This window comes from Brevundimonas sp. FG8, assembly GCF_057808845.1.
In genome coordinates, this window is record NZ_JBMDIU010000001.1 from 70,204 (window position 1) to 96,552 (window position 26,349).

Here is a 26,349-nt window from a genome sequence, read left to right on the forward strand (position 1 = left end):
TGGGCCGACCGTCACTATCCGACGTGCGGGGTCACTATGCCAAGGGGGAGGGTGGTCACATTCTTCACGCCCCGGGTGACGATGTGGCTCTCGCAGTCCGACACGATGTTCAGGCTGAGCAGTTTCTCACGCAGGAACTTGTCGAAGGCGTGCATGTCGGAGGTGATGATCCGCAGCACATAGTCCTCGCGGCCGGTGATGGTGGCGCACTGCACCACCTCGGGCCAGTGAGCGACGGCGGCCTCGAAGGTGTCCAGATTCTCGCTTGAGGGCAGGCTCAGCTTGACGATGGCGTAGACCTCGAAGTCCAGGCCCAGTTTGTCGGCGTCCAGCAGCGTAACGCGCTTGCGGATGAAGCCGGTATCCTCCAGCCTCTTGATCCGTCGCCAGCAGGGCGAGGCGCTCAGACCGACACGGTCAGCGACCTCGGCAACCGACAATCCGGCGTCCTGTTGAAGGATGTCCAGAATTCGGGCGTCGACGGGATCCAGCTCTTCGGCCAATGCGTTTCTCCACTTATTATTATGGCGCAATAAAATACCCGCGATGTGCACAAGGCAAGGTCAAAATCGAGCGAGCCTTGGCGCCGACCTCGTGCTAGATCGCTGATTGAGGAAAACGCGCTCGGATCAACCGGACGGCAGGACGGAATGAAGAAGCCCAATACGCCCCAATTGTCATTGCGCGTGCCCGAGCCCTCGGGCCGGCCGGGCGACGCCCCGGATTTCAGCCACCTGCGGTTCGACGCCGCCGGGGCTGTGGATCGCCCGGACGTGGCGTCCACGCCGTATGAGATGCGCGATCACGCCTTCCAGCTGGTCCGCGTGCTGGACGATGACGGCAAGGCGGTCGGGCCCTGGAATCCGAATCTGGACCCGGAGACCCTGCGTCAGGGCCTGAAGGCCATGATCCTGACCCGCGCCTTCGACGACCGGATGCACCGCGCCCACCGTCAGGGGAAGACCAGCTTCTATATGAAGTGCACCGGCGAGGAGGCCATCGCGGTCGCGCAGGGGATGATCCTGCGCCGGGAGGACATGGGCTTCCCGACCTATCGCCAGCAGGGACTGCTGATCTCGCGCGGCTATCCGCTGGTCGAGATGATGAACCAGATCTATTCGAACGCTTCCGACCCGATCAAGGGCCGCCAGCTGCCGATCATGTACTCGTCCAAGGAGTACGGCTTCTTCACCATCTCGGGGAACCTCGGGACCCAGGTGCCGCAGGCCGTCGGCTGGGCCATGGCCAGCGCCTACAAGGGCGATGACAAGATCGCCATCAGCTGGATCGGCGACGGAGCCACGGCGGAAGGCGATTTCCACAACGCCCTGACCTTCGCCGCCGTCTACCGCGCGCCGGTGATCCTGAACGTCGTCAACAACCAGTGGGCCATCTCGTCCTTCATGGGCATCGCGGGCGGTCTGGAGACCACCTTCGCGTCCAAGGCCATCGGGTACGGCCTTCCGGCCCTGCGCGTGGACGGCAACGACTTCCTCGCCGTCTGGGCCGCCACCAAGTGGGCCGAGGAGCGGGCGCGCACCAATCAGGGCGCGACGGTCATCGAGCTGTTCACCTACCGGGGCGCGCCCCACTCCACCTCGGACGACCCCAGCCGCTACCGCCCGGGTGACGAGCACGAGAAGTGGCCGCTGGGCGATCCGGTGGACCGCCTGAAGCAGCACCTGATCGCGCTGGGCGAATGGTCCGAGGCGCAGCAGGAAGAAGCCGAGAAAGATGCGGTTGAACAGGTCCGCGCCGCCGGCAAGGAATCCGAAGCCATCGGCACGCTCGGCCAGTCGCGTCCCAGCGTGAAGACCATGTTCGAGGAAGTCTTCGCCACCGAGGACTGGCGCCTCGTGGAACAACGTCGCGAGGTCGGAGTCTGAGCATGGCCGAGCAAACCACCTTCACCGAGGCCGACCGCAACGACGGCGTCGAGCCCGACATGGTCAGCGCCTCCAACGCCCCGGCCTCGACGCCTGCGAGCGGCGACGTCGTGCCGATGAACATGATCCAGGCCCTGAACTCGGCCCTGGACGTCAAGATGGCCGAGGACGGCAACGTCCTGTCGTTCGGCGAGGACGCCGGGTATTTCGGCGGTGTCTTCCGCGTCACCGACCAACTGCAGCAGAAGCACGGCCTGACCCGCAGCTTCGACGCCCCGATTTCGGAATGCGGCATCGTCGCCGCGGCCATCGGCATGGGCGCCTATGGCCTGCGTCCGGTCGTGGAGATCCAGTTCGCCGACTACATCTATCCGGCCTACGACCAGATCGTCTCGGAAGCCGCCAAGCTGCGCTACCGCTCGGGCGGGCAGTTCACGTCTCCGATCACCGTCCGCAGCCCCTACGGCGGCGGCATCTTCGGCGGCCAGACGCACAGCCAGTCGCCGGAAAGCCTGTTCACCCACATCGCCGGCCTGAAGGTCGTGGTGCCGTCCAACCCCTATGACGCCAAGGGCCTGCTGACGGCCTGCATCGAGGACGACGACCCCACCATCTTCTTCGAGCCCAAGCGCCTCTACAACGGCCCGTTCGACGGCTGGCACGAGAAGCCGGTTTCGCCGTGGAAGACGCAGGAACTGGCCCAGGTTCCGACCGGCAAATACGTCGAGCCGATCGGCAAGGCCCGCGTCATGCGCGAGGGCAATGACGTCACCATCCTGGCCTGGGGCACCATGGTCTGGGTGTCGCTGGCGGGCGCCGAACATGCGGGCGTGGACGCCGAGGTCATCGACCTGCGCACCCTCGTGCCGCTCGACATCGAGACTATCGAGGCCTCGGTGAAGAAGACCGGCCGCTGCGTGATCGTGCACGAGGCGCCCAAGACCTCGGGCTACGGCGCCGAGCTGTCGGCCTTGGTGCAGGAGCGTTGCTTCTATCATCTGGAAGCGCCGATCGCCCGCGTCTGCGGCTGGGACACGCCCTATCCGCACGCCTTCGAGTGGGAATATTTCCCCGGCCCCCAACGCGTGGCCGACACCCTGAAAGCCACCATGAGCGGAGGTCGCTGACATGGGTCGTTTCGTCTTCAAACTGCCCGACGTGGGCGAAGGCACCGCCGAGGCCGAACTGGTCGGCTGGCACGTGAAGGTCGGCGACGTGGTCGCCGAGGACCAGATCGTCGCCGACGTCATGACCGACAAGGCCACCGTCGAAATCACCGCCCCGGTCTCGGGCAAGGTCATCGCCATCCACGGCGAACCCGGCCAGATGGTCCCCGTGCGCGGCCCGCTGGTGGAGTTCGAGGTCGAGGGCGCGGGTAATGCCGAGCCTTCTCCCTTCCCCCTCGAGGGGGGAAGGGCCGGGGATGGGGGTGGAGCCGTTGCGCCTCAGGATGTGGCGCGTGAGGCGGTGTCGAGCCCCTCTGCGGAAGCCGCCCAACAGCCTGCCACCACCCCCACCCAACCCTCCCCCCTCGATGGGGAGGGCTCGGCCGGTTCGGCCAACTACGTCTTCAAGCTCCCCGACGTGGGCGAAGGCACCGCCGAGGCGGAGCTGGTCGGCTGGCACGTCAAGGTCGGCGACACGGTGTCCGAGGACCAGATCCTCGCCGACATCATGACCGACAAGGCGACCGTCGAGATCACCTCGCCGGTGTCCGGCACGGTCGTCGCCCTGCATGGCGAAGCCGGTCAGCAGGTGCCCGTCGGCGGTCCGCTGGTCAGCTTCCAGGTCGAGGGCAAGGGCAATGTTTCGGCGGCTGCGCCTGCGGCCCAGAACCCCTCCGTCACGGCGCAAGAGCGCCGCGCCACCTCCCCATCCGCTCGCGCGGACAGGGAGGAGACGGCGACCAAGTCTCCTCCCCGTTCCGAAGGAATGGGGAGGGGGACCGCCGAAGGCGGTGGAGGGGCTCTTGCCCCGCGCACCCTCTCCACGCGCGGCGAACGCCCGCTGGCCTCGCCCGCCGTGCGCAACCGGGCTCGCGATCTGGGGGTCGAACTTCAGTTCGTGCCGGGCTCCGGCCCGGCCGGCCGCATCGAGCACGCCGACCTCGACGCCTTTGTCGCCGGCGGAGCGCGGACGTCCACGTCCGCTTCTTCCTCTTCGACCTATGCCAGGGCCGAGGGGGCGACCGAGGTCCGCATCATCGGCCTGCGCCGGAAGATCGCGGAGAAGATGGCCGAGAGCGTCCGTCGCATCCCGCACATCACCTATGTCGAGGAGATCGACGTCACGGCGCTGGAGGAGCTGCGCGCTCACCTGAACGCCGAGGCGAAGAAGACCGGCAAGGCCAAGCTGAACGTCCTGCCCTTCATCGCCCGCGCCATCGTGGTGGCGCTGCGTGACCAGCCGCAGATCAACGCCACCTACGACGACGAGGCGGGCATTCTGACCGAGCACGCCGCCGTGCATCTGGGCATCGCCGCCCAGACGCCGAACGGCCTGATGGTGCCGGTGGTCCGCCACGCCGAGGCTCGTGATCCCTACGACACGGCGGCCGAGATCGCCCGCGTCTCGGGCGCGGCCAAGGACGGTTCGGCCAAGCGCGAGGAGCTCTCGGGCTCGACCATCACCATCACCTCGCTGGGCACGCTGGGCGGGGTGGTTCACACCCCGATCATCAACCACCCGGAAGTCGCCATCGTCGGTCCGAACAAGATCATCGAGCGCGTCGTGGTGAAGGACGGCCAGATGGTCGTCCGCAAGATGATGAACCTGTCCTCGTCCTTCGATCACCGCATCGTTGACGGCCACGACGCGGCCGTCTTCGTCCAGCGCATCAAGGGCCTGCTGGAGCATCCCGCGACGTTGTGGATGTAATCCCTGTCCGCTCATTCCGGCAAAGCCGGGGCCCGGTGCTTTGGGTGATGGAGCGTAGAGGCGTGGGACGAAACGATGGTTCTGAGGCGCTGGCGTCAGGCTGGACAGAACTGGGGCCCCGCCTTCGCGGGGATGAGCGGAGAGAGGGAGGCTGTCGATGAAGATCAGGGTCCTGCTGACCGCCCTTGGTCTGGCCTCTGCGTTTGCCTTTCCGGCCGTGGCCTGCACACGGTCACCGGACAACGCCGTCTATCGCATGGCCTATTTTCACTCCGTGACCTCGGTCTATGTCGCGGTCGCGGAGGACTTCCGCCCGGCGGACCCTCGCTATCCGTCAGACGAGTTTATGGTTCGAATGAAGCCGGTGGAGACGGTCTGGGGCAACGCTCCCGGGCAGGCCCTGACGCTGAACTTCACACCGGGCGCCTGCACCGAGTGGTTCTTCGATGAGGACGAGCTCCAGGTCCAACGGATCAACGGCGGGCGCTATTTCGTGTTTGTGGCGCCGGACGGGGAGCGGGACCCGAGCCTGATCCATGTCGAGCCGGCGGGGGCGCGGACGGGTGCGGAGGCCATGGTCCGTCTCGGACATCTCCAGATGCGTGGCGATCTGGCCCCGCGCCCCGACAGCCCGGTTATGCCGGAGTGGCCCCCCGCGTCCGTGGCTAACCAGAACCACCGACCGACCTTGCCGCATTGGCTTCCATGGGTCAGCGGCGCTTCCATCATCTCCCTCTTCCTCGGCTTCCTGATCGGACGCGGTCGCACCGCGCGAACCAAGAAATCCAAGACCTCATGACCCAGACCCTCAAAACCAAAGTCCTCATCATCGGCGCCGGCACCGGCGGCTATGTCGCGGGCATTCGCTGCGGCCAGCTGGGCCTCGACACCGTGCTGGTGGACGGCGGGGATGGCCTCGGCGGGACCTGTCTGAACGTCGGCTGCATTCCGTCCAAGGCCATCATCCATGCGGCCAACAAGTTCGAGACGGTGGCCAAGGCCGCTGACGGCGGGACGTTGGGCATCACGGCGGCCAGGCCCGCCGTCGATCTGTCCAAGACGGTTGAGTGGAAGGACGGCATCGTCAAGAAGCTGAACAACGGCGTCGCGGCCCTGCTGAAGAAGGCCAAGGTCAAGGTCATCAACGGCTGGGCCACCTTCGCCGACGCCAAGACCTGCACGGTGAAGACCGCCGACGGCGACATCACCATCACCGCCGAGCACGTCATTCTGGCGACGGGCTCCGAGCCGGTCGAACTGCCCTTCCTGCCCTTCGGCGGCGACGTGATCTCGTCCACCGAGGCGCTGTCGTTGCCGGACGTTCCGAAGAAGCTGGTCGTCGTCGGCGGCGGCTATATCGGGCTGGAGCTGGGCATCGCCTTCCGCAAGCTGGGCGCGGAAGTCGCCATTGTCGAAATGGCCGACCGCCTGTTGCCGCTCTACGACAAGGCCCTGACAGAGCCGGTCGCCAAATGGCTGCTGAAGCACGGCGTCGAACTGCACCTCGGCGCCAAGGCGGGCTCCTTCGAGAACGGCGCGCTGAACGTCACCGGCGCCGATGGTCAGGCGCTGAAGATCAAGGCCGACAAGGTGCTGGTCACCGTCGGTCGCAAGCCGCGCACCAAGGGCTTCGGGCTGGAGAACATGGGCGTGGCCATGGCCGGGCCGTTCGTGAAGATCGACGACCGCTGCGCCACCTCGATGAAGAACGTCTGGGCGGTCGGCGACCTGACCGGCGAACCCATGCTGGCCCACAAGGGCTCGGCGCAGGGCGAGGTGGTCGCCGAGATCATTGCGGGCCATGACAAGCGCTTCGATCCCGTCACCATCGCCGCCGTCTGCTTCACCGAGCCGGAAATTGTCTCGGCGGGCCTCGGGCCGCACGATGTGGCGGGCCGCGACGATGTGATCCAGGCGGTCTTCCCGCTGATGGCCATCGGCCGGGCGCTGGCCATCGAAGCCGGCGAGGACGGTGGCTTCGTCCGTGTTCTGGCGTCGAAGACCGACCACCGTCTGCTGGGTGTTCAGGCCGTCGGCCAGCACGTCTCGGAACTCTCGAACAGCTTTGCCCAGATGCTGGAAATGGGCGCGGTGCTGGAGGACGTGGCCGGAACCATCCACGTCCACCCGACGCTGGGCGAGGCCTTCCATGAGGCGTCGCTGCGCGCGTTGGGTCACGCGATCCATATCTGAGTGGAGGGAGTAGGCAGTAGGGAATAGGCAGTAGGGGCGGCCGGAGGCTCTGGTCGACTGTCAGGCCTCCCTACTGCCTACTGCCTATTCCCTACTGCCTCGTCCTCCCCTTCGCCCAACCGTCACAATCCTCTGGTCTAAGCGGCGCACCTTACCCGTTGTCCGGAGACTGACGATGACCCGCGCCCTGCTCGCCGCCGCCTCGGCGGTCGCCCTGCTCGCCCTCGGCGCCTGCGGCGACAACAACACCGCCACCCGCTCCGGCATCTGGGCCGCCGGCTCCTCGACGGTCTTCCCCTTCGCCACCCGCGTGGCCGAGAATTTCCAGCGCACCCAGGGCGGCGCGGCGCCGCGCGTTGAGGCGCTGGGCACCGGCGGCGGCATTCAGGCCTTCTGTCAGGGTGTCGGCCCGACCACCCCGGACATCGCCAACGCCTCGCGCCCGATGAAGAAGTCGGAGTTCGAGCTTTGCCAGAAGAACGGCGTCACCGACATCGTCGAGATCAAGATCGGCTATGACGGCATCGTCATCGCCACCGCCCGCACCGGCAACAGCTTCAACTTCCGTCTGGAAGACATCTATCTGGGTCTGGCCAAGGACGTTCCGGGCGCCAACGGCGCCTTCGTGCCGAACCCGGCCACCACCTGGAATCAGGTGAACCCGGCCCTGCCGAACCAGCGCATCCAGGTCTACGGCCCGCCGCCGACCTCGGGCACCCGCGACGCCTTCCTGGAGCTGGGCATGGCGCCGGGCGCCAAGCTGATCCCGGCTCTGGCCGCCCTGGCTGATGCCGACAAGGAGCGCTTCGAGACCCTCGCCCACACGGTTCGCGAGGACCAGCAGTGGATCGACTCGGGCGAGAACGACAACGCCATCGTCCAGACCCTGACCCGCACGCCGGGTTCGCTGGGTGTGTTCGGCTTCTCGTTCCTCGAGCAGAACATGGACACGGTGAAGGCCGAGACCATCAACGGCGTGGCCCCCTCGGCCGACACCATCGCGGATGGCACCTATCCGCTGGCGCGCAGCCTCTACATCTATGTGAAGAAGCAGCACGTCGGCGTGACGCCGGGCCTTGAGCAGTTCGTCATGGAGTTCATGTCGGAAGCCTCCGCCGGTCGCGGCGGCTATCTGCAGGACCGGGGTCTGGTGCCGCTCCCGGAAGACCAGCTGGCCGCCCAGCGCGCCATCGCCCAGGCGCTGACGGTCATGACCGCGCCGAACTGAGTTCGGACGTCGCCTGAAAAAACAGAAGGCCCCGGAGCGATCCGGGGCCTTTTGCTTTCCTCTACCTTCTCCTCCAAGGGGAGAAGGATGATTCAGGCCGCCGCCCGTCTCCGCAGGCGGGCGATCCGGCGCAGGCGGCGCCAGAAGCGGCCGCGGTCCGGTTCGGGATAGGGCTGCAGGTTCTCGATGAACTGCTCGGCGGAGGCCCGCCAGCTGAACTTCTCGGCATAGGCGCGGACGGTGGCCCGGTCGCATTCCAGCGCCTTCAGACAGGCGGTGCGCAGGTCCTCGTCGATGGCCCCGGCGTCCGAGCCCGGAATGATGTCGATCGGGCCGTGGGCCGGATAGGCGGCGACCGGGGTGCCGGTGGCCATGGCCTCGAGGATCACCAGACCGAAGGTGTCGGTCCAGCTGGGGAAGACGAAGACGTCGGCGTCGCGGAAGCATCGCGCCAGTTCCTCGCCGAAGCGGGCGCCGAGGAATTTCGCTTCCGGATACTTGGCCTGCAGCTCCTCGCGCGCCGGACCGTCGCCGACCACGATCTTGGTGCCCGGCAGGTCCTGTTCGAGGAAGGATTCGATGTTCTTCTCGACCGCCACCCGGCCGACATTGAGGAAGAACGGGCGCGGCCAGTCCTTGCCGCCCAGCTCGTCATAGATGCGCGGCAGATCGGGGTTGAACTGCTCGGTGTCCACGCCCCGCGTCCACGGTGAGACGTTGCGGAAGCCGTGCGCCGTCAGCTCGTCACGCAGGGTCGGGGTGGCGACCATCAGCCGTCCCGACGGCTTGTGGAACCACTTCATATAGGCGTAGCCGACCTGCACCGGGATCGGGAACCGGGCCGAGACGTACTCGGGGAATTTGGTGTGGTAGCTGGTCGTGAACGGCAGCTTCCATTCCACGCAGATGCGGCGCGTGGCGATGCCGATCGGGCCTTCGGTGGCGATGTGAACAGCCTCGGGCTCAAAGGCGCGCAGGCGCTCGCGAATCTCTTCCTCCGCGCCCAGCGCCAGCCGGATCTCCGGATAGGTGGGGCAGGGGATGGTCTTGAATTGGCTCGGCTCAACGACCTCCACCTCATGACCCATGGCGCGGCATTCCGCCGTGATCCGGGACAGGGTGCGGACGACGCCGTTGACCTGGGGCTCCCAGGCGTCGGTGGCCAGAACGATGCGCATGTGGGCCGAAAGGCTCCGCCGTTGATCGGATGAATGGTCTAGCGCTTCGCGATGACGTTGGCGAGACGAAGCTACAGCGGCCCCATTAAAGAGGCAGGGCCGTCGTCGCCTTCACCTCTTCGAGAACGGCATAGGTTCGGGTCTCTCGGACCCCCGGCATCCGCACCAGAACGTCGCCCAGGAAGGCGCGATAGGCGTCCATGTCGCCGACGCGGGCCTTGATCAGGTAGTCGAAGCCGCCGGCGACCATATGACACTCCAGCACCTCGGGCTGGCGGCGCACGGCCTCGGCGAAGGCCTCGAACATGTCGCCGGTAGTGCGGTCCAGCAGGACCTCGACGAAGATCATCAGGCCCCGCCCCACCTTCGCCGGGTCGATCAGGGCGGCGTAGCCGGTGATGACCTTCTTCTCGCGCAGCCGCCGGACCCGTTCGAAGCAGGCGGCGGGCGACAGATTGCAGCGCCGCGCCAGTTCCGCGTTGGAGATACGGCCGTCCTCCTGCAGGGCCTTGAGCAGGCGGCGGTCGACGGGATCAAGCTTTTCCATCGGTTCAGACCCTGTGTGGCCGAACGATCTTCGACTCTGCGGTCCATCATACGATGCACATTCGGAGTTGTCCGCCATATATGGCCGATCACACAGGATATCCGCGCCCATGACCACCGTCGCCTTCACCCCCTCGAGCGTCGCCGGCTGGGATACGCTGGACCACGGCAAATTCGCCGATGAGACCGCGACCGTTCGCGGCCTGCTGGACCGCACGCCGCTTGACGCCGCCGAACGCGCCGCCGTGCTGGCCTCGGCCACCGATCTGGTCGAGCGCGCCCGCCGCAGCGTGAAGAAGCAGGGCGTGGTCGAAAGCTTCCTGCAGGAGTTCTCGCTGGGCACCCGCGAGGGTCTGGCCCTGATGTGCCTGGCCGAAGCCCTGCTGCGCACTCCGGACGAAGAGACCCGCGACCGCCTGATCGCAGAGAAGATCGGTTCGGCAGACTGGGCCTCGCACCTCGGCCAATCTGACAGCCTGTTCGTCAACGCCTCGACCTGGGGCCTGATGCTGACCGGCAAGCTGGTGGATGTCGACGAGGAGGCGAAGACGGACCTGCCCGGCTTCCTGAAGCGCATCGTCGGCCGTCTGGGCGAGCCGGTGATCCGCGAGGCGGTCGCCGCCGCCGTCCGCATCATGGGCGAGCAGTTCGTGGTCGGCCGCACCATCGAGGCGGCGCTGAAGCGCTCGAACAAGGAAGGCTGGCTGTGCTCGTTCGACATGCTGGGCGAGGGCGCCCGCACCGCCCATGACGCCGAACGCTATGAGAAGATCTATGCCGACGCCATCGAGGCCGTGGGCAAGACCGCCAAGGGTCAGGGGCCGGAAGTCGGCCACGGCGTCTCGGTCAAGCTGTCGGCCCTGTCGCCCCGCTATGAGGCGGTGCACGAGGATCGCGTCTGGTCCGAGCTGTATCCGCGCGTGAAGCGCCTCGCCCTGATCGCCGCGAAGTACGACATCAACTTCACCATGGACGCGGAGGAGGCCGACCGCCTCGCCCTGTCGCTGAAGCTGCTGGACCGGCTCGCCAACGAGGCGGAGCTGGGCGAATGGAGGGGCCTCGGTCTGGCCGTGCAGGCCTATCAGAAGCGCTGCCCGGAAGTGATCCGTCGCGTGGCCGAGCTGGCGAAGACCTCGGGCCGTCGCCTGATGGTCCGTCTGGTCAAGGGCGCCTACTGGGACACCGAGATCAAGCGCGCCCAGCAGTTCGGCCGCACCGACTATCCGGTCTTCACCACCAAGGCCGCGACCGATCTGAACTATCTGGTCTGCGCCCGACTGATGATCGAGGCCGCGCCGCATATCTACAGCCAGTTCGCGACCCACAACGCCCACTCGCTGGCCGCCGTTTACAAGATGGCGTCGGAGCGCGGTGTGAAGATCGAGTTCCAGCGGCTGCACGGCATGGGCGAGGCCCTGTACGACGCCGCCCGCGACGCCTTCGGGCCGGTGACCGTGCGCGCCTACGCCCCCGTCGGCGGGCATGAGGACCTGCTGCCCTATCTGGTGCGTCGCCTGCTGGAGAACGGCGCCAACTCCAGCTTCGTCCACGCCCTGCTGGACGAGCGCGTCCCCGCCGCGGCCGTCGCCGCTGACCCCATCACGACCGTCGAGGCTCATCCCGACCGTCACGCCAAGATCCCCGTTCCGAAGGATATGTACATGGACCGCCAGAACTCGCTCGGCCGCGACTACTCCCAGCTCGCCGACCGCGAGCGGCACGCCCTCGCCCTTCAGAAGGTGGACAGCGAGAAGCTGACCTCCGGCCCGATCATCGGCGGCAAGCTGAAGGCGGGAACGAACGCGCAGGACGTGACCAATCCGTTCGACACGACGCAGGTGCTGGGTCACGTCTCGGAAGCTTCGGCGGAAGACATTGATGCGGCCGTGGACGCCGCCGCCCGCGCCCAGATCGTCTGGGACCGCAAGGGCGGCGCGGGCCGCGCCCCGGTGCTGCGCGCCATGGCCGATGCGCTGGAAGCCGACATGGATCGTCTGGTCGCCCTGCTGTCGCGCGAAGCCGGCAAGACCCTGAACGACGGCGTCGCCGAGGTGCGCGAGGCGGCCGACTTCTGCCGCTACTACGCCATGCTGGCGGAGCGTGACTTCGGCGGCGCGCAGGAGCTGAAGGGCCCGGTGGGCGAGATCAACTCGCTGGTCCTGCACGGTCGCGGGATCTTCGCCTGCATCAGCCCGTGGAACTTCCCGCTGGCCATCTTCACCGGCCAGATCGCGGCCGCCCTGGCCGCCGGCAACGCCGTGCTGGCCAAGCCCGCCGAACAGACCCCGCTGATCGCCGCGGAGGCCGTGCGCCTGTATTACAAGGCCGGTCTGGATGCGAACCTGCTGGCCCTCGTTCCGGGGCGCGGCGAGACCGTCGGCGCGGCTCTGGTTTCGCACCCCGGCATCGACGGCGTCGCCTTCACCGGCGGCACCGACACCGCCGGCGCCATCAACCGCGCGCTGGCGGCCCGTCCGGGCGCCATCATCCCCTTCATCGCCGAGACCGGCGGCCTGAACGGCATGTTCGTGGACACCACGGCGCTGAAGGAGCAGGTGATCGACGACGTTATCCTGTCGGCCTTCGGTTCGTCGGGTCAGCGCTGCTCGGCGCTGCGTCTGCTCTATGTGCCGAACGAGGCGGCGGACGCCCTGATCGAAGGCCTGAAGGGCGCGCTGGCGGCCCAGGTCGTCGGCGACCCGACCGATCCGTCCACCGACATCGGCCCGGTCATCGACGCCGACGCCAAGGCCATGCTGGAGGCCCACCTGAACCGTCTGGGCGGCGACGCGAAGATCATCGCCCGCGCCGAACTGCCCGCCGGTTCGGACAAGGGCCACGTCTTCGCCCCGACCATCGCCGAGATCCCGACCCCCGACTATCTGGAGCGCGAGGTCTTCGGCCCGATCCTGCACATCTGCCGCTACGAGCCGTCGAAGCTGAAGGAGACGGCGTCGAAGCTGGCGCAGCGCGGCTACGGCCTGACGCTGGGCGTGCACAGCCGTATCGAGGCCTTCGCCGAAGAGGTCACCCGTCTGGTTCCGGCGGGCAATGTCTACATCAACCGCTCGATCATCGGCGCGGTGGTCGGGGTCCAGCCCTTCGGCGGCGAGGGCCTGTCGGGCACCGGCCCCAAGGCGGGCGGCCCCTACAGCCTGATCCGCTATGCGTCCGAAAAGGCCATCAGCAACAACATCTCCGCCCAGGGCGGCGACCCGGCGCTGCTGAATCTGTAGGCCTGATCTCACCGGCTCACCTCCCCGTCGCCCCTTCAAGGCGATGGGGAGGACAGATCGGCGACTTCGCCGATCAGGTGGGGGCGGCGCAGGAGGTCGACGGTTAGCCGCCGACACCGGTGTTCGAGGCGTCTGCTGCCCTGACGGAGCCGCCCTCTCCTGATCGCCGCTGACGCGTCGATCTGTCCTCTCCATTCGCCTTCGCGAACGGAGAGGTGAGCGCCAGCTGCAATCTCAGCCTACGCCGCCGCCTTTTCCTCGGCCCGGAGCGTCAGCACCCGCACGCCGTCCTTCGTGACCGCGACGGTATGCTCGAACTGGGCGGACAGCTTCCCGTCGACGGTTGTGACGGTCCAGCCGTCGTCGCCGGTCTCGACGCCCGCGCGGCCCTGATTCAGCATCGGCTCGATGGTGAAGGTCATGCCCTCGCGCAGGGTCAGACCCTTGCCCGGCTTGCCGAAATGCAGGACCTGCGGGTCTTCGTGCATCTCGCGTCCGATGCCGTGCCCGCAGTAGTCGCGCACAACCGAATAGCCGGCCTTTTTCGCATGACTTTCGATGGCGAAACCGATGTCGCCCAGCGTCGCGCCCGGCTTCACCGCCCGTATGCCCTTCCACATCGCTTCATAGGTGGTCCGCACCAGCCGCTTCGCCGGCGCCGCCACTTCCCCGATGAGATAGGTCTTGGAGGAGTCGGCGATGAAGCCGTTCTTCTCCAGCGTGATGTCCAGATTGACGATGTCGCCGTTTTTCAGAATCTCCTCCGTCGACGGCACGCCGTGGCAGACCACCTCATTGATCGAGCAGTTCAGCACGAAGCCGTAGCCGTACTGGCCCTTGGACGCGGGCCGCGACTTCAGGTCGTTGACGATGAAGGCCTCGACCCGGTCGTTGACCTCCATGGTGCTCATGCCGGCCAGCGGCAGGGTGTCGATGTGGGCGAATACGGACGCCAGCAGGCGCCCGGACTCGGCCATCAGTTCGATCTCTTCCGGCGTCTTGGTCATGCCGCTGCTCCCGTCGCCGGGGATGCGTCCACGCCCGCCGCCTTCAGCTCGCGCGCCGCCAGTTCCTGGAACGTCAGGCCGGGGTTCAACTCGCCCAGCATGCCGATCCGCATCCAGAAGGCCGCCTGTCCGTTGATCGACCGGCACGACGCCTTGCTGGCCCGGCGCAACTGCTCGTGCAGCTCATCCTCGATGTTGACGATGCCCATGGGGCGAACTCCGAATATACGTTTCGTATATGCGGCATATAGGTCTGACCGGGTGGTTTCAAGGCGGGGTCAGCGCCGTGTCACCCACGCAGGCGATGGCCGATCCTCCTCTCGCCGTGATGACGACGGGCATATCGAACCGTCCGCTACCGGTCTTGAGGGTCACGCTATCGTCCTCCGCCGGGGTCATCCGCAGGGGGCAGTTTCCAAGAACCTACCGCGTTGCAGGGCCTGTGTGTTCGCCTCGCGTGCGGCGAGGCAGGTCGCGAAGGGAGTTACGATGACCAGATCAACCCTCCCATGAAATCCCCCTCCTCCCATGACGGAGTGGCGTGAAAGGGGAGTGAACTCTTGGGCGGGGGCGGCGCCGTTGATACCGCTGGTTGATCCGTGAGTTCCGGCCCGCTAGGGCTAACGAGCTTGGCTTTTGAACTTCCGGGGGGAATATGTCGTATCTTCAAAAGGCTGCCTTGGCCGTCACCTTGGCTGTTAGCCTTATGGTCTCAGGTTGCGGGCTCGGTGGTCCTGCTGCCGGAACTTGCCTGAGCGAAGATTCTCAAGCCGTGATCATAGATCTCGTGCGAGAAGAAGTTGAGAAGCGAGCCGCCCGCGACTTGCGTGACGGTGATCGCCAGATCGCGTCGATGGCCAATCTGCGCGCCAGTCTGGCCCTCATCCAACTCGCCATCGAGGACGTCCGGACCTCGAAAGAAGACCCTGACAGCAGTCGCAAATTTTGCGCGGGGTCGTTTAAGGCCGTGTTCCCGGCAGCGATGATTGCGGACGCGGAGAAGAGCTATGAATTGATCGGCGCGGGCACGATTGAAACCCTTGCGGATCAGTACGGGGTTGAGCGGTCAGCCGATACCTTCACCTACGATCTCGATTTCTCGGTCCAGCCCACCGATGACGGTAAGAAAATCTACGGAGAGATCGAGCAGCCGGATTCGCTGGTGAACTTCCTCGCTGAAATGGTCGTCGCGCACTTGGCGAGTGGAGAAATCCAGAGGGTCAAGACAGCGGAGGCGCAGGCTGCGGCGGAACAGGACCGGTTGAACCTCGAAGCCCAGACCGCCCAGCGGCAGGCCGTGCTCTCCGAGGCTCGCACCGAGTATGACCTGTCCCGCCAGACCCTGACCGCGATGTGGGATGCCATGCCCAAGGATGCCCAGGATCAGCTTGCCGCGAACCAGACCGCCTGGAACCAGCGCAAGCGCGCCGACTGCAATCTGGAGGCCGCCCAGTACTCGACCGAGCCCACCGAGCGCGAGGCCGCGCGGATGCGTTGCGATGCGCGAATGACGCGCGAGCGGGTAAGCGCCTTGAGGAGTTGGGCCGGCTACTGACGACCGCTCTAGCGAGTTGACTCAAAGCTCTTCTCTTCGGTCAGCGGTGCGATGAACAGCCGGTCACAGCGGTCATGCTCGTCCTTCAGGGGGATGACCTCGAAGCCGTCGGCGGCGGCCTCGACCTGCTCGGCGAGGGCGCTGAACGCCGCCTCCTGGCCTTCACGACCGTACAGCAGATAGCCGTCCCGGGCGTCGATGACGCCATAGGACGGACCGCCTTCGAGGAGGGTGTCGATGTCCATGGTCATAGGAAGGGAAAGCCGAAGCCCCGATCCGGTTTCAAACGGCCAAGGTCTCAGCCCTTCGGCCATCCGCCCGCGCGGCTGAGCGCGCTCGGAGCCGGACGGCCTATCTTCTCGCCGATCCAGCGGGCCGTTCCGATCAACTGGTCGAGGTCGTAGCCGGTCTCGAACCCGGCCCGTTCGAGCATGTAGACCAGGTCCTCGGTGGCGATATTACCGGTCGCGCCGGGGGCGAAGGGGCAGCCGCCGATGCCGCCGACAGAGGCGTCAAGGATGTCCACGCCCGCTTCCACGCCCGCATAGGCGTTGGCCAGACCGGTGTTGCGGGTGTCGTGGAAATGCAGGCGCAGGATCGCCTCCGGCGCGGCCTTGCGGGCGGCCTCGACCTTGCGGGTGACGGCCCAAGGGTCACCGACGCCGATGGTGTCGGCCAGGGCGATCTCCGCCACGCCCAAGGCCGCGATCCGGCCGACCAGACCGGCCACCTGATCGACCCCGACCTCGCCGTCGAAGGGGCAGCCCCAGACGCAGGACAGGGTGGCCGACAGGGACGGTGCGTCGCCGGTCGCGGAGCCCGCATTGGCCCGACCGGCGATGATCCCGGCCAGCATCTCGACCTGCTGGTCCACGGTCAGACCCTGATTCCTGAGCCCGAAGCCGTCGGTGGCGGACATGGCGACGTTCACCTCATCCACCGCCGTGCCGAGGGCCCGGTCATAGCCCTTGCCGTTCAGGACCAGACCGATGCGGCTGCGGCCCTCCTGGTGCGGCAGGGCGGCCATGACCTCTTCAGCCCCGGCCATCTGCGGGACGTACTTCGGATGGACGAAGCTGACGGCCTCGATCCGACGCGCGCCGGCGGCCTCGAGCCGTTGGACGAAGTCGGCGCGGACGGCGGGCTCGAGCACCGCCTTCTCGTTCTGCAGGCCGTCGCGGGGGCCGACCTCGACGATGGTGATGCGGCGGCTCATTGGCCCGGCGCCGTCGTCAGGGCCGCGCCGGTGGGGGCGTAGAGGAACAGGTCCACGTCATCCCCCTGCGAGTAGTTGTGGCCGCGCACTTCGCGCACCACCCGGCCGGTGACGCCGATCCGGGCCGTGGCCGCGCGGAAGGCTTCGGCCTCACGCTCCTCGACGATGACCGGGCGGCCCTCGGCCAGAGCCTTGGCGGCGCCCTCGGCGTCGGTCAGCTCGGTGTCCCGCCCGGTCAGGAAGACGAAGCTGGGCTCGTGATAGCCGGCGATGGCGACAGGGCCGGGGCGACCCTGACGTGGGTGCAGGTCATTGTCGTACAGCGCCTTGTCGAGCTGGGGCGAGACCGACAGCGGGCGCAACTGGCGCAGGGTGCCCGCCAGCGCGCCGTGTGCGACGACACCCAGGGTGATGCTGACCAGCACGGCGGTGACCGCCGCCCGGTGCATCAGCAGGAAGGCCCCGATCAGGCCCGCCAGAACGGCGAAGACGATGGTGATGGTGGCCCAGGTCTGGGCGGTCGACTTGCCGAACTCGGTCAGGCCATAGACCACGCCCGCCGCCAGCAGGACGCCGACGAAGACGGACAGCCCGGCCCCGGTCCAGCGCGAGACCTTGCCGATGGGCCGGGTCAGGGCCGCGGCCGCCAGCAGGGCCAGGGCGCCGAAGGTGGGCAGGTTGTAGTGGATCAGCTTGGTCGGGGTCAGCTCGAAGATGATCCACGCCGGGACCAGCCAGCAGACGAGGAAGCGGATCGTCGGCTCGGCCCGACGATGCCAGCCGGTCGAGACCGCGGCAGGCAGCAGCAGGGTGGCCGGGAAGAAGGTGATCAGCGAGGCGATCAGGTAGTAGCCCGGAGGGGCGCCGTGGCTCTCGTGGCCGCCCGCGATCTTGGGCGCCAGATCGCCCGCGATGGCCTCCCGCCAGAAGCCGCCGTCGGTGGCGATGGTGATGGCGATGGCCCATGGCCCCACGAGCAGCGCCACCAGCGGCAGTCCCCAGCCCCAGCCGAGCCGCTTCAGCCAGCGGAAGTCGCGGTCCCAGGCCGAGACCAGCAGCATGGCCGGTGCGATGACGATCAGGCCGATCGGGCCCTTGATCAGGATCGACAGCCCCAGCCCGAACCAGAACATCAGCTTGTGAGGTCGTTGTGGAGCCTCTCCGGCCTTCGAGGCCAGATAGATGCGCGCCAGCCCGGCCATGGCGAGGGTGACGGCTCCGCACAGCATGGCGTCCGTCTTGGCGATGCCGGCCTCGGTGGAGAGCAGGAAGGAGGCGCCCATGATGGCGCCCGCCAGGAAGCCCGCCCGGTTGCCGAACATGGCCTGCCCCACCCAGGCGATGGCGGCGGCGGCCATCATGGCGCCGAGGATGGAGGGGATGCGGTAGGGCTGGATGTCCCGGTTCTCGACCCTGGACGTGGCGGCCACGGCGGCGGCCTGCATCCAGTAGATGCCGACCGGCTTTTTCCAGCGCGGATCGTCCTGGAAGCGGATGTCGACGTAGTCGCCGCTCTCCAGCATCTGGGACGTCGCCTGGGCGTAGCGGCTCTCGTCCCGATCCAGCGGCGGCAACAGCGCCAGCACGGGCAGTCCAGCGAACAGGGCGATCAGCGCCGCCAGCAAGGGGCCGCGCCATCCGGCGATGTATTTGTCGAGGTCGGGACGGATCATGGATGCAGTCCTACCACGCCGGTTCCGGCGCCGTCATGCGGTGTGCGGAGCATGGCTCCCGTCCGGGCGCGAAACCGGCTAGAGAGCGATTATGACCGAAGCCGCTCCCGACATCTCCGTCGTCGTTCCCGTCCATGACGAGGAGGGCGCCGCTGGCCCGCTGGCCCGCGAGATCGCCGCCGCCTTCGCCGGGCGCTCGTTCGAGATGGTGTTCGTCAACGACGCCTCGAAGGACCGGACGCTGGATGAGCTGCGCGCCCTGCAGGGCGAGCTGCCGCAGCTGCGGGTGCTGAGCCATGGCTCCAACGCGGGCCAGAGCCGCGCCGTGCGGACCGGGGTGCTGGCCGCGCGGGGCGCCATCGTCGTCACGCTGGACGGCGATGGGCAGAACCCGCCCGCCGACGCGCCCAAGCTGGCCGACCTGCTGGCCGCCTCGCCGCCGAACGTGGCGCTGGTGGGCGGCGTGCGCGCCAGGCGGCAGGACTCGGAAGCCAAGCGCTGGGCCTCGCGCTGGGCCAACCGCATCCGCAAGAACCTGCTGTCGGACGATGCCGACGACACCGGCTGCGGGCTGAAGGCCTTCCGTCGGGACGTCTTCCTGCGCCTTCCGTACTTCGACCACATCCATCGCTATCTGCCCGCCCTGATGATCCGCGAGGGGTATGAGAACCGCTACCTCGACGTCGACCACCGCCATCGCGAGACCGGGCGATCGAAGTATACGAACTGGGGGCGGCTGATGGCCTCCTTCTCGGACCTGCTGGGCGTGATGTGGCTCAAGTCCCGGTCGCGCAAGCCGGGCGCGATCAGCGAGTTCTGAGCCCGGTTCGCCTGCCGGGGGAGCGGGCGTAGCGGTATGGAGCGATCCGGGGTATCTATCGTTAACAAGCGCGGCCGTGAGCGGCCGGGAATGGAGCCTCGCCGATGCTGGTCGCCTTGCCGCTGCTGCTGATCCCGGTGGTCCTGTACAACATCGTGGTGCTGTCGAACGTCATGTCGGGCGGGGATGTGAACCTGGCCGCGGGCGGCGCCGACGCCATTCTGCGCGACCCGATGTTCTCGATCCCGATGGCTTCGGGGACCAGCTGGAACGTGGGGGTGGGCGACCTGATCCTGCTGCTGTCGCTGATCCTGCTGTTCTTCGAGCTGCTGAAGTCGACCTCCAGCCAGAAAGTCGCGATCGTCAATCACGCCCTGTCGATGGTGCTGTTCATCATCGTGCTGGTCGAGTTCCTGCTGATGAAGGGCTTCGCCACCTCGACCTTCTTCCTGATCGTGGTGATGGTCATGCTGGACGTGCTGGCCGGTTTCATCGTGACGATCATCTCGGCCCGGAAGGATCTGGACTTCGGCGGCGGCGCGTAGGGGCTCCTTTTTGGGGCCTAACGCTCGCGACGCGGTCGCTCGCTGCTTGAGGCCCGTTGTTTGACGGCGCTTGTGTCGGGCGCCCCTCCACCACGTTTCGCGCGGTCCCCCTCCCCTGAAGGGGGAGGAACTTGTTCCGGCCTCAAGGAGCGAGGCTCCGCGAGCCGAGCGTTAGGCCACTCAGGTAAATGCCACGAAGATCAGGGTCACGACGGTGATGTCAAAGGCGCGGGTCAGGAAGCGGGGCATGACGGGTTCCGGAACGGGTCGATCTGACCTGTCGCCAGCAAGGACCGTGCCGGGCGTCTAGATGTCGGTGTCTTCCGTGCGGCCCGGTTTGGGGCGGCGGTCGACAGTTCCGGAATACTCGGTTCCCAGATAGGCGCTGCGGGCCGCGTCCAGCACGGGCTGACCGCCCTTGAGCCCGCGCTTCTGGCCGGTCTGCCCCATCATCTGGGCGGTGAAGATGGCCGCCGAGCCGTCGGGGGGCGGGGTCGCGGCAGCTCTTGCCGGGGGCTGGGCCTCTTCTGCCGCAGTCTCGACCGGCACCAGGGCGCGCGAGGTCGAGCCGGCCCGGCGCTGTCGCTCCCGGCGTTCGGACGCGCGCCGCTCCGGAGCCTCGACCGGGCCGATGCCGTCGACCGGCCGGGTCATCCCTTAGACAGCTTGTCCAGCTGGGCGCGCATCTCGTCCATCTGGCGGCGCATGTCCTCCAGCGGATCGGGCGCGCCGGGCTCGTCAGCGGCGGGAGCCGGGGTCTGGGCCGGTGTGGCCTGGCGGGCGACGCCGCCGAAGCCGGGCCACATCTTCATGGCTTCCGCGAACATGGCCATGTTCCGCTTCACCGCCTCGTCCATCAAACCGGCGCCGGGGGCGCCGCCGAAAGCCTTGGAGAACTGGCCGCGAATCTGCTCCTGCTGGCGGGTGAAGTTGTCGAGCGACATCTCCAGATAGGAGGGCAGGACCCCCTGCATATGGCCGCCGTAGTAGCCGATCAGCTGGCGCAGGAACTGGACGGGCAGCAGGGCCTCGCCGCGGCTTTCTTCCTCGAAGATGATCTGGGTCAGGATCTGACGGGTCAGGTCCTCATTGGTCTTCGCATCGAAGACCACGAATTCGGTCCCCTCGCGGACCATCCGCGCGAGGTCTTCCAGTGTGACGTAGGCCGAAGTCGCCGTGTTGTAGAGCCGCCGGTTGGCGTACTTCTTGATGACGACGTTGTCTCCCGCACCGGACTTCTTGTCAGCCACGCGCTGTCCCCGTTCCTGTTGCAACGCCACAGTGTCCGCGTTGCGAGTGCGAAAGTCTAGACCATTATCGGTTCGGACCGAAACGGTTCGAAATCAGATAATGGTTCAGAATCAACATCTTGAGCGAAATCTGAATTCAAATTCGGCTGCATTCGAACCGATTTCGCTCTAGCCAGCCATTGCCGCGGGCGCGAGGACGACGCCGACCAGCACGGCGGCCCAGTGGACCGTGGCGCCGGTGACGACGAAGCCGTGCCAGATGGCGCGCCGGAACTTCACCTTGGGGCTGATGAAGACGAAGACGCCGGCGGTGTAGATCAGTCCGCCGATGACCAGCAGAGTCAGGGCGGCCGGGTGGACTGTCTCGATCATCGGCTTGAGGGCGATGACCACCAGCCAGCCGAAGGCCACGTAGATGGCGCTCCAGAAGGCGTCGGAGAGGCGCGGCAGCAGCACCTTGGCGAAGGCCCCGGACAGGCCGACGACCCAGACCAGCAGGGTGAAGCCGATGGCCCACCACCCCTCGAACCGCTGCGTGGTGAAGGGGGTGTAGCTGCCCGCGATCATCAGGAAGATGGCCGCCTCGTCCAGTCGTCGCAGGACCGGACGGGCCGCGCAGGGGCGTATCTGGTTGTAGAGGGTCGAGGCGCTGAGCATGCCGACCAGACACAGGGCATAGATGGCCGTGGCCACCGCCGCGCCGACCCCGGCGTAGACCATCGCCAGCACCGCCAGCAGGCCGCCGCCCACCACGGCGAGGGTCAGTCCGACGACGTGTACGACCAGATCCGCCGTCTTTTCGGCGGGTGACACGTAGTGCTCGATCATGTCGAGCTCGTCTGGGGTGCAGACGTGACGGAGGAGCCGTTTCAGACGCATCAGCATGGTCCCTTCAAGACCGGACTGCGTACTTCGTTCCTGCGAATATGGCGGGAAGCCGGTGACTATCCGGTGAATCCGCCGCGGGGGGCTGACGAACGTGCTGCGATGCGGCAAAAGCGCCACAAGATTATTCCCCGTGGAGTGAATTTAAATGACGGACGTTGTCATCGTCTCGGCCGCCCGCACCCCGGTCGGTAGTTTTCTGGGCGCCCTGTCCAGCCTGAGCGCCGCGCAGTTGGGTTCGGTCGCCATCAAGGCCGCGCTGGAACGCGCGGGTGTCGCGCCCGAAGAGGTGGACGAGGTGGTGCTGGGCCATGTCCTGCAGGCGGCGAACGGACAGGGGCCTGGCCGCCAGGCGTCCATCGGCGCGGGGCTGCCGAAGGAGACCCCGGCCTGGACCCTGAACCAGATCTGCGGCTCGGGCCTGCGCGCGGTGGCCGTGGGCGCCCAGCAGATCGCGACGGGCGACGCGAGGATCGTCGTCGCCGGCGGACAGGAGAGCATGAGCCAGGCGGTGCACGCCCAGCAGCTGCGCGGCGGCCAGAAGATGGGCGACGTCACCCTGATCGACACCATGATCAAGGACGGCCTGTGGGACGCCTTCAACGGCTATCACATGGGCCAGACGGCAGAGAACATCGCGGCGAAGTTCGACATCGCCCGCGAGGCGCAGGACCGGTTCGCCCTGGCCAGTCAGCACAAGGCCGAGGCGGCGCAGCTGGCGGGCCGTTTCGATGACGAGATTACTCCGGTGGTCATCGCCTCGAAGAAGGGCGACACGGTTGTCGAGAAGGATGAGTACATCCGCCACGGCGCGACCCTCGAGGCGATGGAGAAACTGCGTCCGGCCTTCAACAAGGAGGGCAGCGTCACCGCCGCCAACGCCTCGGGCCTGAACGACGGCGCGGCGGCTCTGGTGCTGATGAGCGCGGACGAGGCGAAGGCCCGGGGCCTGACCCCGCTGGCGCGCATCGCGTCGTCGGCCACGGCGGGCGTCGATCCGGCGGTGATGGGCACGGGCCCGATCCCGGCGTCGAAAAAAGCGCTGGAGAAGGCCGGCTGGACCGTCGCCGATCTGGACCTGATCGAGTCCAACGAAGCCTTCGCCGCCCAGTCGCTGTGCGTGGTCAAGGAACTGGGCCTCGACCCGGACAAGGTGAACGTCAACGGCGGCGCCATCGCTATCGGTCACCCGATCGGCGCCTCGGGCGCGCGCATCCTGACGACCCTGCTGTTTGAAATGCAGCGCCGGGACGCGAAGAAGGGGCTGGCGACCCTGTGCATCGGCGGCGGCATGGGCGTCGCCATGTGCGTCGAGCGGGCCTAGCGAAATCGGTCGTGCCGGATGTTGTCCGGTACGGCCCGGATTTCGCGTCTGTGTTCCGGGTTCAGAATGTCAAAGATCGGGTCCGGAGACGGACCCGGTCATTGAAGCACGCCCATGCGTCAAAAACGGACGTACCGGCTCAGCCGGGGTCGCGGGCGAAGACGTGCAGGGGCTCGCCGGCGCGGTGCAGCTCCACATGGCTGTAGTCGCGGGTGAGCAGCAGGCGGACGCGAGCCAGCTCGCGGGCTTCGCTCTCGTCGATGGCGTCGAGGGTCTCTTCAGTCGGGTCGCCGCCCGAGATGTAATGCAGGCGAAGGCTGAAGGCGGACATGGCTTTATCCCGTGTCTGGATGGAGCGGGAGTGTTCGAACGGCCCCATTATTCAGGCGGGGCGGGCCAATGTCTCTCAGTCGCGACGCGCTCAGGGGTACACCCGGCTCGCGATAACGGAACTATGCGCCATCTACCGAAGGAAAGCCAGATAAATCAAATGTGTACGCTACCGGACGGACTTTCGCGATCCAGCGCCGACCAGCCGAAATCGAGCAGGGGTCTGGAGGACGCCGCGAAGCTCGCCAGCGTGGCCGGAAGGTCCGCAGAGGCGATTTCGGCGCCCGTGAGAGGGCGGGAGACCAGCCAGCGGGTGCGCTTCAGCGCCGTTTCCAGATCGGTCCCGGCCTGATCCTCGAACCCCTTGGGCATGCGTTTGACCGGGGCGCCGGGATCGAGCGTCAGCCCGGCCTTGGCCAGGGCGGCCTCGACGGCGGCCCAGCGGGCGGGTTGGGCGACGATGAAGCGGCGGACCGCGTCGATGTGGGGCCGCTCGTCCAGATAGAAGCCGCAGGCGACAAAGGGACCGTTGCCGAAGGGCCCGTCGTCAGCGCCTTGCGCCTGCGCCGAGGGATGGGTGGACGGGTCCAGCGGGTCGATGCTGTCCGGATCGAAGCCGGGGCGCGAGCCGCCCTCGGGCTCGATGTGGATGTACATCATGCCGGGGCTCATCTTCCGGCCGTCGCGGGTCAGGGTGCAGGAGACGTGGGTCTTGTAGGGCCGCTTGTCCTTGGCGAAGCGGGTGTCGCGGTGGATGCGGAAGACGCTGCGCTTCGGATCGCCCGACAGGGGCAGGTCCAGCGCCGCGCAGGCGGTCGAGGTCTCGGCGATCAGGGCCGCCAGCGCGGGCTTGAGCCCCTGATCGTAGGCGGCGCGGTGGGCCGCGAACCAGTCGCGGTCATTGTTGGCGGCGAGACCGGTCAGGAAGGCCAGGTCGGCGGAGGCGAAGCCGGAAAAGGTCATGGCGTCAGCAATATCCGGGACGGCGTTGCGGGTGAAGCGGGGCTTCCCATATGCGCCTGAACCTGTTGCGGATGGCGAAGATGACCAAACCCCTGAAGATCGATTTCGTGTCGGACGTCGTCTGTCCGTGGTGCGTGGTGGGCCTGGGCGGCCTGGAGACCGCGCTGGACAAGCTGAAGTCCGAAGGCATCGAGGCGGAAGTCGCCTTCCGCCCGTTCGAGCTGAACCCGCAGATGGCGCCCGAGGGCGAGAACATCGTCGAGCACATCGGCCGGAAGTACGGCTCCACCCCTGAACAGTCGGCGGCCAACCGGGCCATGATCACCGAGCGCGCCGGCGCGGTCGGCTTCGACATGCGGATGACGGCCGAGAGCCGGATCTGGAACACCTTCGACGCCCACCGCCTGCTGTACTGGGCGGGCGAGACGGCGCCGGACAAACAGCCGGACCTGAAGAAGGCCCTGTTCCGCATCCACTTCACCGAGGGCCGCAACCTGACCGACGCGGGCGAACTGACCGCCGCTGCCGAGGCCGTGGGCCTGAACCGCGCCGAGGCGGCGGAGGTGCTGGCGTCTGACCGCTATGTGCAGGCGGTGCGCGCCGAAGAGGCCCTGTGGCAGTCGCGCGGCATCAGCTCGGTCCCCGCCGTGGTGGTCGAGGGCAAATACCTGATCTCGGGCGGCCAGCCGCCGGAGGTGTTCGAACAGGCCCTGCGGAACATTGCGAAGGAAGAGGCGGCGAGCGCCTCCTAGCTCTTCCGCTGCTACCGTCATCCCGGGGGCGCGAAGCGAACCCCGGGACCCAGCGGCGCGCGTGAGCGCGAAGGTGTCGGGAGCGTCGGTGTTTCCGCGTCTTTGTCCGGTGTTTCGCCGCCGTCGCGGCGCCGCTGGGTCCCGGATCGCGCGCCCGCTTCGCGAGCGCTTGTCCGGGATGACGATAGCAGGCGAGGCGGGCTTCGGCGGCGGCTTCACGCGGTCGCGCCTGAATCTGCACCCCTCTGCGGAAAAACACCGTCCACTTCGTCCACTTCGTCCACATTGTGCAGTTCGCACGCGGCGGCTTCGGCGGCGGCGGCGCGCTCCGGGTAGTCGCGTCGGAAGATGTAGATCTTGCGCATCATTTCCTCGTCCTCGTCCTCCATCGCGATGCGGACGCGGCGCCAGCGGAGGGCCTCGGCGGCGTTACCTTTCAGGACCGCGCGCATCATCCGCCGGATCGCCACCCAGGCCAGTTCTCTCAGCGCGATCTCGTCCAGATCGCCGTCCACGTCGGCGGCCAGAGCCGCGCCCTCGTCATCCGGATCCAGCGCCGGGGGCGAGGTCCATGTCTGATCCACCCTGCGCCAGCCCTGCTCGGCCGCGCGCCGCCGGATGTTGGTGACCCCGACGCCGTGGCGCCGGCTGCACTCCCGCGCGGAATATCCGGCCAGATAGTCCTCGCGCACCTGATCCCAGACATGGTCCGGGGCGCGTCGATAGCGGGGAAGGGGAGGGGTGTCGTCCATGAGAGCCTCCGGGTCTGGAGGCATGATAGAACGCTGGTACGTCGTTTTTGGTCGTATGGGGGAAGGGAGGGATTAGGGACCAGGGATTAGGGATTAGAAGGGGTGAGGGGCCGTGGTTGGGAGCGGGGCAGCG

Annotated in this window: 26 protein-coding genes; 12 read left to right on the top strand and 14 right to left on the bottom strand. The window is 67.3% G+C overall.

The features are described 5' to 3' along the window. Positions 1–14: 14 nt before the first annotated feature. Positions 15–503 (bottom strand): Lrp/AsnC family transcriptional regulator, encoded by a 489-nt coding sequence (locus ACODRV_RS00300; RefSeq protein ID WP_141625704.1) that lies wholly within the window; start codon positions 501–503, stop codon positions 15–17. 147 nt (positions 504–650) lie between these two features. Here ACODRV_RS00300 and ACODRV_RS00305 point away from each other — a divergent pair, with 147 nt between their 5' ends. The 6 genes from ACODRV_RS00305 (at position 651) to ACODRV_RS00330 (ending at position 8,184) form a co-directional block, all read left to right on the top strand. Beyond that, positions 651–1,886 carry a 3-methyl-2-oxobutanoate dehydrogenase (2-methylpropanoyl-transferring) subunit alpha gene (locus ACODRV_RS00305; RefSeq protein WP_141625705.1) on the top strand — a complete coding sequence of 412 codons (1,236 nt, stop codon included), beginning with the start codon at positions 651–653 and terminating at the stop codon, positions 1,884–1,886. 2 nt (positions 1,887–1,888) lie between these two features. After that, entirely contained in the window at positions 1,889–3,013 is a 1,125-nt protein-coding gene (locus tag ACODRV_RS00310) for an alpha-ketoacid dehydrogenase subunit beta (protein WP_488907039.1), read from the top strand. Position 3,014: 1 nt separating this feature from the next. After that, positions 3,015–4,763, top strand: coding sequence for a dihydrolipoyl dehydrogenase family protein (locus ACODRV_RS00315; protein WP_488907040.1), 1,749 nt, complete (start codon positions 3,015–3,017; stop codon positions 4,761–4,763). Between the two features lie 157 nt (positions 4,764–4,920). Beyond that, a complete protein-coding gene (locus ACODRV_RS00320; RefSeq protein WP_488907041.1) occupies positions 4,921–5,562 on the top strand; it encodes a hypothetical protein in 642 nt (213 codons plus the stop codon). Continuing rightward, complete coding sequence (gene lpdA, locus ACODRV_RS00325; RefSeq protein WP_488907042.1) at positions 5,559–6,956, top strand: dihydrolipoyl dehydrogenase; 1,398 nt, start codon at positions 5,559–5,561, stop codon at positions 6,954–6,956. The genes ACODRV_RS00320 and lpdA overlap by 4 nt, the downstream gene beginning before the upstream one ends. A gap of 175 nt (positions 6,957–7,131) precedes the next feature. Then, positions 7,132–8,184 (top strand): substrate-binding domain-containing protein, encoded by a 1,053-nt coding sequence (locus ACODRV_RS00330; protein WP_488907043.1) that lies wholly within the window; start codon positions 7,132–7,134, stop codon positions 8,182–8,184. A gap of 92 nt (positions 8,185–8,276) precedes the next feature. Here the strand turns inward: ACODRV_RS00330 and ACODRV_RS00335 are convergent, their stop codons facing one another. Both ACODRV_RS00335 and ACODRV_RS00340 read right to left on the bottom strand, forming a co-directional pair. Then, positions 8,277–9,362, bottom strand: a complete 1,086-nt coding sequence (locus ACODRV_RS00335) for a glycosyltransferase family 4 protein (protein WP_141625711.1) — start codon at positions 9,360–9,362, stop codon at positions 8,277–8,279. An 85-nt stretch (positions 9,363–9,447) separates the two neighbouring features. Continuing rightward, entirely contained in the window at positions 9,448–9,909 is a 462-nt protein-coding gene (locus tag ACODRV_RS00340) for an Lrp/AsnC ligand binding domain-containing protein (protein ID WP_141625712.1), read from the bottom strand. Between the two features lie 109 nt (positions 9,910–10,018). Between ACODRV_RS00340 and putA the strand changes: the two genes are divergently transcribed. Continuing rightward, positions 10,019–13,144: a bifunctional proline dehydrogenase/L-glutamate gamma-semialdehyde dehydrogenase PutA gene (putA, locus tag ACODRV_RS00345; protein WP_488907044.1), complete on the top strand. Its 3,126-nt coding sequence runs from the start codon at positions 10,019–10,021 to the stop codon at positions 13,142–13,144. A 239-nt stretch (positions 13,145–13,383) separates the two neighbouring features. On the opposite strand, the gene map is transcribed toward putA, so the two are convergent. Together map and ACODRV_RS00355 are read right to left on the bottom strand one after the other, a co-directional pair. Continuing rightward, the gene (map, locus tag ACODRV_RS00350) at positions 13,384–14,151 is read right to left on the bottom strand and encodes a type I methionyl aminopeptidase (RefSeq protein ID WP_488907045.1); all 768 of its coding nucleotides are present in this window, start codon (positions 14,149–14,151) and stop codon (positions 13,384–13,386) included. Next, positions 14,148–14,360, bottom strand: coding sequence for a ParD-like family protein (locus tag ACODRV_RS00355; RefSeq protein ID WP_420471164.1), 213 nt, complete (start codon positions 14,358–14,360; stop codon positions 14,148–14,150). Before ACODRV_RS00355 ends, map begins: the two co-directional genes overlap by 4 nt. Positions 14,361–14,830: 470 nt before the next feature. Between ACODRV_RS00355 and ACODRV_RS00360 the strand changes: the two genes are divergently transcribed. Further along, positions 14,831–15,706 carry a lysozyme inhibitor LprI family protein gene (locus tag ACODRV_RS00360; protein ID WP_488907046.1) on the top strand — a complete coding sequence of 292 codons (876 nt, stop codon included), beginning with the start codon at positions 14,831–14,833 and terminating at the stop codon, positions 15,704–15,706. Between the two features lie 8 nt (positions 15,707–15,714). Here the strand turns inward: ACODRV_RS00360 and ACODRV_RS00365 are convergent, their stop codons facing one another. The 3 genes from ACODRV_RS00365 to ACODRV_RS00375 are packed head-to-tail and all read right to left on the bottom strand — an operon-like array spanning position 15,715 to position 18,595. Beyond that, positions 15,715–15,957, bottom strand: a complete 243-nt coding sequence (locus ACODRV_RS00365) for a hypothetical protein (protein WP_488907047.1) — start codon at positions 15,955–15,957, stop codon at positions 15,715–15,717. Positions 15,958–16,004: 47 nt separating this feature from the next. Further along, positions 16,005–16,922: a hydroxymethylglutaryl-CoA lyase gene (locus ACODRV_RS00370; RefSeq protein WP_488907048.1), complete on the bottom strand. Its 918-nt coding sequence runs from the start codon at positions 16,920–16,922 to the stop codon at positions 16,005–16,007. Next, the gene (locus ACODRV_RS00375; protein WP_141625718.1) at positions 16,919–18,595 is read right to left on the bottom strand and encodes an ArnT family glycosyltransferase; all 1,677 of its coding nucleotides are present in this window, start codon (positions 18,593–18,595) and stop codon (positions 16,919–16,921) included. Before ACODRV_RS00375 ends, ACODRV_RS00370 begins: the two co-directional genes overlap by 4 nt. Positions 18,596–18,686: 91 nt before the next feature. On the opposite strand from ACODRV_RS00375, the gene ACODRV_RS00380 reads away from it, so the two are divergent. Together ACODRV_RS00380 and ACODRV_RS00385 are read left to right on the top strand one after the other, a co-directional pair. Beyond that, a complete protein-coding gene (locus tag ACODRV_RS00380) occupies positions 18,687–19,415 on the top strand; it encodes a glycosyltransferase family 2 protein (RefSeq protein ID WP_141625719.1) in 729 nt (242 codons plus the stop codon). 104 nt (positions 19,416–19,519) lie between these two features. Next, positions 19,520–19,960, top strand: coding sequence for a hypothetical protein (locus tag ACODRV_RS00385; protein WP_141625720.1), 441 nt, complete (start codon positions 19,520–19,522; stop codon positions 19,958–19,960). Positions 19,961–20,266: 306 nt separating this feature from the next. Here ACODRV_RS00385 and ACODRV_RS00390 read toward each other — a convergent pair whose 3' ends face one another. The 3 genes from ACODRV_RS00390 to trhA form a co-directional block, all read right to left on the bottom strand. Continuing rightward, entirely contained in the window at positions 20,267–20,614 is a 348-nt protein-coding gene (locus ACODRV_RS00390) for a hypothetical protein (protein ID WP_488907049.1), read from the bottom strand. Then, positions 20,611–21,210, bottom strand: a complete 600-nt coding sequence (phaR, locus tag ACODRV_RS00395; RefSeq protein ID WP_488907050.1) for a polyhydroxyalkanoate synthesis repressor PhaR — start codon at positions 21,208–21,210, stop codon at positions 20,611–20,613. Before phaR ends, ACODRV_RS00390 begins: the two co-directional genes overlap by 4 nt. Before the next feature lie 168 nt (positions 21,211–21,378). After that, the gene (trhA, locus tag ACODRV_RS00400; protein WP_141625723.1) at positions 21,379–22,095 is read right to left on the bottom strand and encodes a PAQR family membrane homeostasis protein TrhA; all 717 of its coding nucleotides are present in this window, start codon (positions 22,093–22,095) and stop codon (positions 21,379–21,381) included. Between the two features lie 148 nt (positions 22,096–22,243). Between trhA and ACODRV_RS00405 the strand changes: the two genes are divergently transcribed. Further along, positions 22,244–23,419 carry an acetyl-CoA C-acetyltransferase gene (locus tag ACODRV_RS00405; RefSeq protein WP_488907051.1) on the top strand — a complete coding sequence of 392 codons (1,176 nt, stop codon included), beginning with the start codon at positions 22,244–22,246 and terminating at the stop codon, positions 23,417–23,419. Positions 23,420–23,558: 139 nt separating this feature from the next. Here the strand turns inward: ACODRV_RS00405 and ACODRV_RS00410 are convergent, their stop codons facing one another. Further along, entirely contained in the window at positions 23,559–23,750 is a 192-nt protein-coding gene (locus ACODRV_RS00410; protein WP_141625725.1) for a hypothetical protein, read from the bottom strand. Positions 23,751–23,905: 155 nt separating this feature from the next. Beyond that, positions 23,906–24,712: a DUF2461 domain-containing protein gene (locus tag ACODRV_RS00415; RefSeq protein WP_488907052.1), complete on the bottom strand. Its 807-nt coding sequence runs from the start codon at positions 24,710–24,712 to the stop codon at positions 23,906–23,908. An 80-nt stretch (positions 24,713–24,792) separates the two neighbouring features. Here ACODRV_RS00415 and ACODRV_RS00420 point away from each other — a divergent pair, with 80 nt between their 5' ends. Beyond that, positions 24,793–25,464: a DsbA family oxidoreductase gene (locus ACODRV_RS00420; protein WP_488907053.1), complete on the top strand. Its 672-nt coding sequence runs from the start codon at positions 24,793–24,795 to the stop codon at positions 25,462–25,464. A gap of 215 nt (positions 25,465–25,679) precedes the next feature. Here the strand turns inward: ACODRV_RS00420 and ACODRV_RS00425 are convergent, their stop codons facing one another. Next, positions 25,680–26,216 carry a hypothetical protein gene (locus ACODRV_RS00425; RefSeq protein ID WP_488907054.1) on the bottom strand — a complete coding sequence of 179 codons (537 nt, stop codon included), beginning with the start codon at positions 26,214–26,216 and terminating at the stop codon, positions 25,680–25,682. Between the last annotated feature and the right edge of the window lie 133 nt (positions 26,217–26,349).

Coding starts and splice junctions, on each gene's coding strand:
- ACODRV_RS00305 (WP_141625705.1), top strand. CDS start 651: ATGAAGAAGCCCAATACGCCCCAATTGTCATTGCGCGTGCCCGAGCCC.
- ACODRV_RS00310 (WP_488907039.1), top strand. CDS start 1,889: ATGGCCGAGCAAACCACCTTCACCGAGGCCGACCGCAACGACGGCGTC.
- ACODRV_RS00315 (WP_488907040.1), top strand. CDS start 3,015: ATGGGTCGTTTCGTCTTCAAACTGCCCGACGTGGGCGAAGGCACCGCC.
- ACODRV_RS00320 (WP_488907041.1), top strand. CDS start 4,921: ATGAAGATCAGGGTCCTGCTGACCGCCCTTGGTCTGGCCTCTGCGTTT.
- lpdA (WP_488907042.1), top strand. CDS start 5,559: ATGACCCAGACCCTCAAAACCAAAGTCCTCATCATCGGCGCCGGCACC.
- ACODRV_RS00330 (WP_488907043.1), top strand. CDS start 7,132: ATGACCCGCGCCCTGCTCGCCGCCGCCTCGGCGGTCGCCCTGCTCGCC.
- ACODRV_RS00335 (WP_141625711.1), bottom strand. CDS start 9,362: ATGCGCATCGTTCTGGCCACCGACGCCTGGGAGCCCCAGGTCAACGGC.
- ACODRV_RS00340 (WP_141625712.1), bottom strand. CDS start 9,909: ATGGAAAAGCTTGATCCCGTCGACCGCCGCCTGCTCAAGGCCCTGCAG.
- putA (WP_488907044.1), top strand. CDS start 10,019: ATGACCACCGTCGCCTTCACCCCCTCGAGCGTCGCCGGCTGGGATACG.
- map (WP_488907045.1), bottom strand. CDS start 14,151: ATGACCAAGACGCCGGAAGAGATCGAACTGATGGCCGAGTCCGGGCGC.
- ACODRV_RS00355 (WP_420471164.1), bottom strand. CDS start 14,360: ATGGGCATCGTCAACATCGAGGATGAGCTGCACGAGCAGTTGCGCCGG.
- ACODRV_RS00365 (WP_488907047.1), bottom strand. CDS start 15,957: ATGACCATGGACATCGACACCCTCCTCGAAGGCGGTCCGTCCTATGGC.
- ACODRV_RS00370 (WP_488907048.1), bottom strand. CDS start 16,922: ATGAGCCGCCGCATCACCATCGTCGAGGTCGGCCCCCGCGACGGCCTG.
- ACODRV_RS00375 (WP_141625718.1), bottom strand. CDS start 18,595: ATGATCCGTCCCGACCTCGACAAATACATCGCCGGATGGCGCGGCCCC.
- ACODRV_RS00380 (WP_141625719.1), top strand. CDS start 18,687: ATGACCGAAGCCGCTCCCGACATCTCCGTCGTCGTTCCCGTCCATGAC.
- ACODRV_RS00385 (WP_141625720.1), top strand. CDS start 19,520: ATGCTGGTCGCCTTGCCGCTGCTGCTGATCCCGGTGGTCCTGTACAAC.
- ACODRV_RS00390 (WP_488907049.1), bottom strand. CDS start 20,614: ATGACCCGGCCGGTCGACGGCATCGGCCCGGTCGAGGCTCCGGAGCGG.
- trhA (WP_141625723.1), bottom strand. CDS start 22,095: ATGCTGATGCGTCTGAAACGGCTCCTCCGTCACGTCTGCACCCCAGAC.
- ACODRV_RS00405 (WP_488907051.1), top strand. CDS start 22,244: ATGACGGACGTTGTCATCGTCTCGGCCGCCCGCACCCCGGTCGGTAGT.
- ACODRV_RS00410 (WP_141625725.1), bottom strand. CDS start 23,750: ATGTCCGCCTTCAGCCTTCGCCTGCATTACATCTCGGGCGGCGACCCG.
- ACODRV_RS00415 (WP_488907052.1), bottom strand. CDS start 24,712: ATGACCTTTTCCGGCTTCGCCTCCGCCGACCTGGCCTTCCTGACCGGT.
- ACODRV_RS00420 (WP_488907053.1), top strand. CDS start 24,793: ATGACCAAACCCCTGAAGATCGATTTCGTGTCGGACGTCGTCTGTCCG.
- ACODRV_RS00425 (WP_488907054.1), bottom strand. CDS start 26,216: ATGGACGACACCCCTCCCCTTCCCCGCTATCGACGCGCCCCGGACCAT.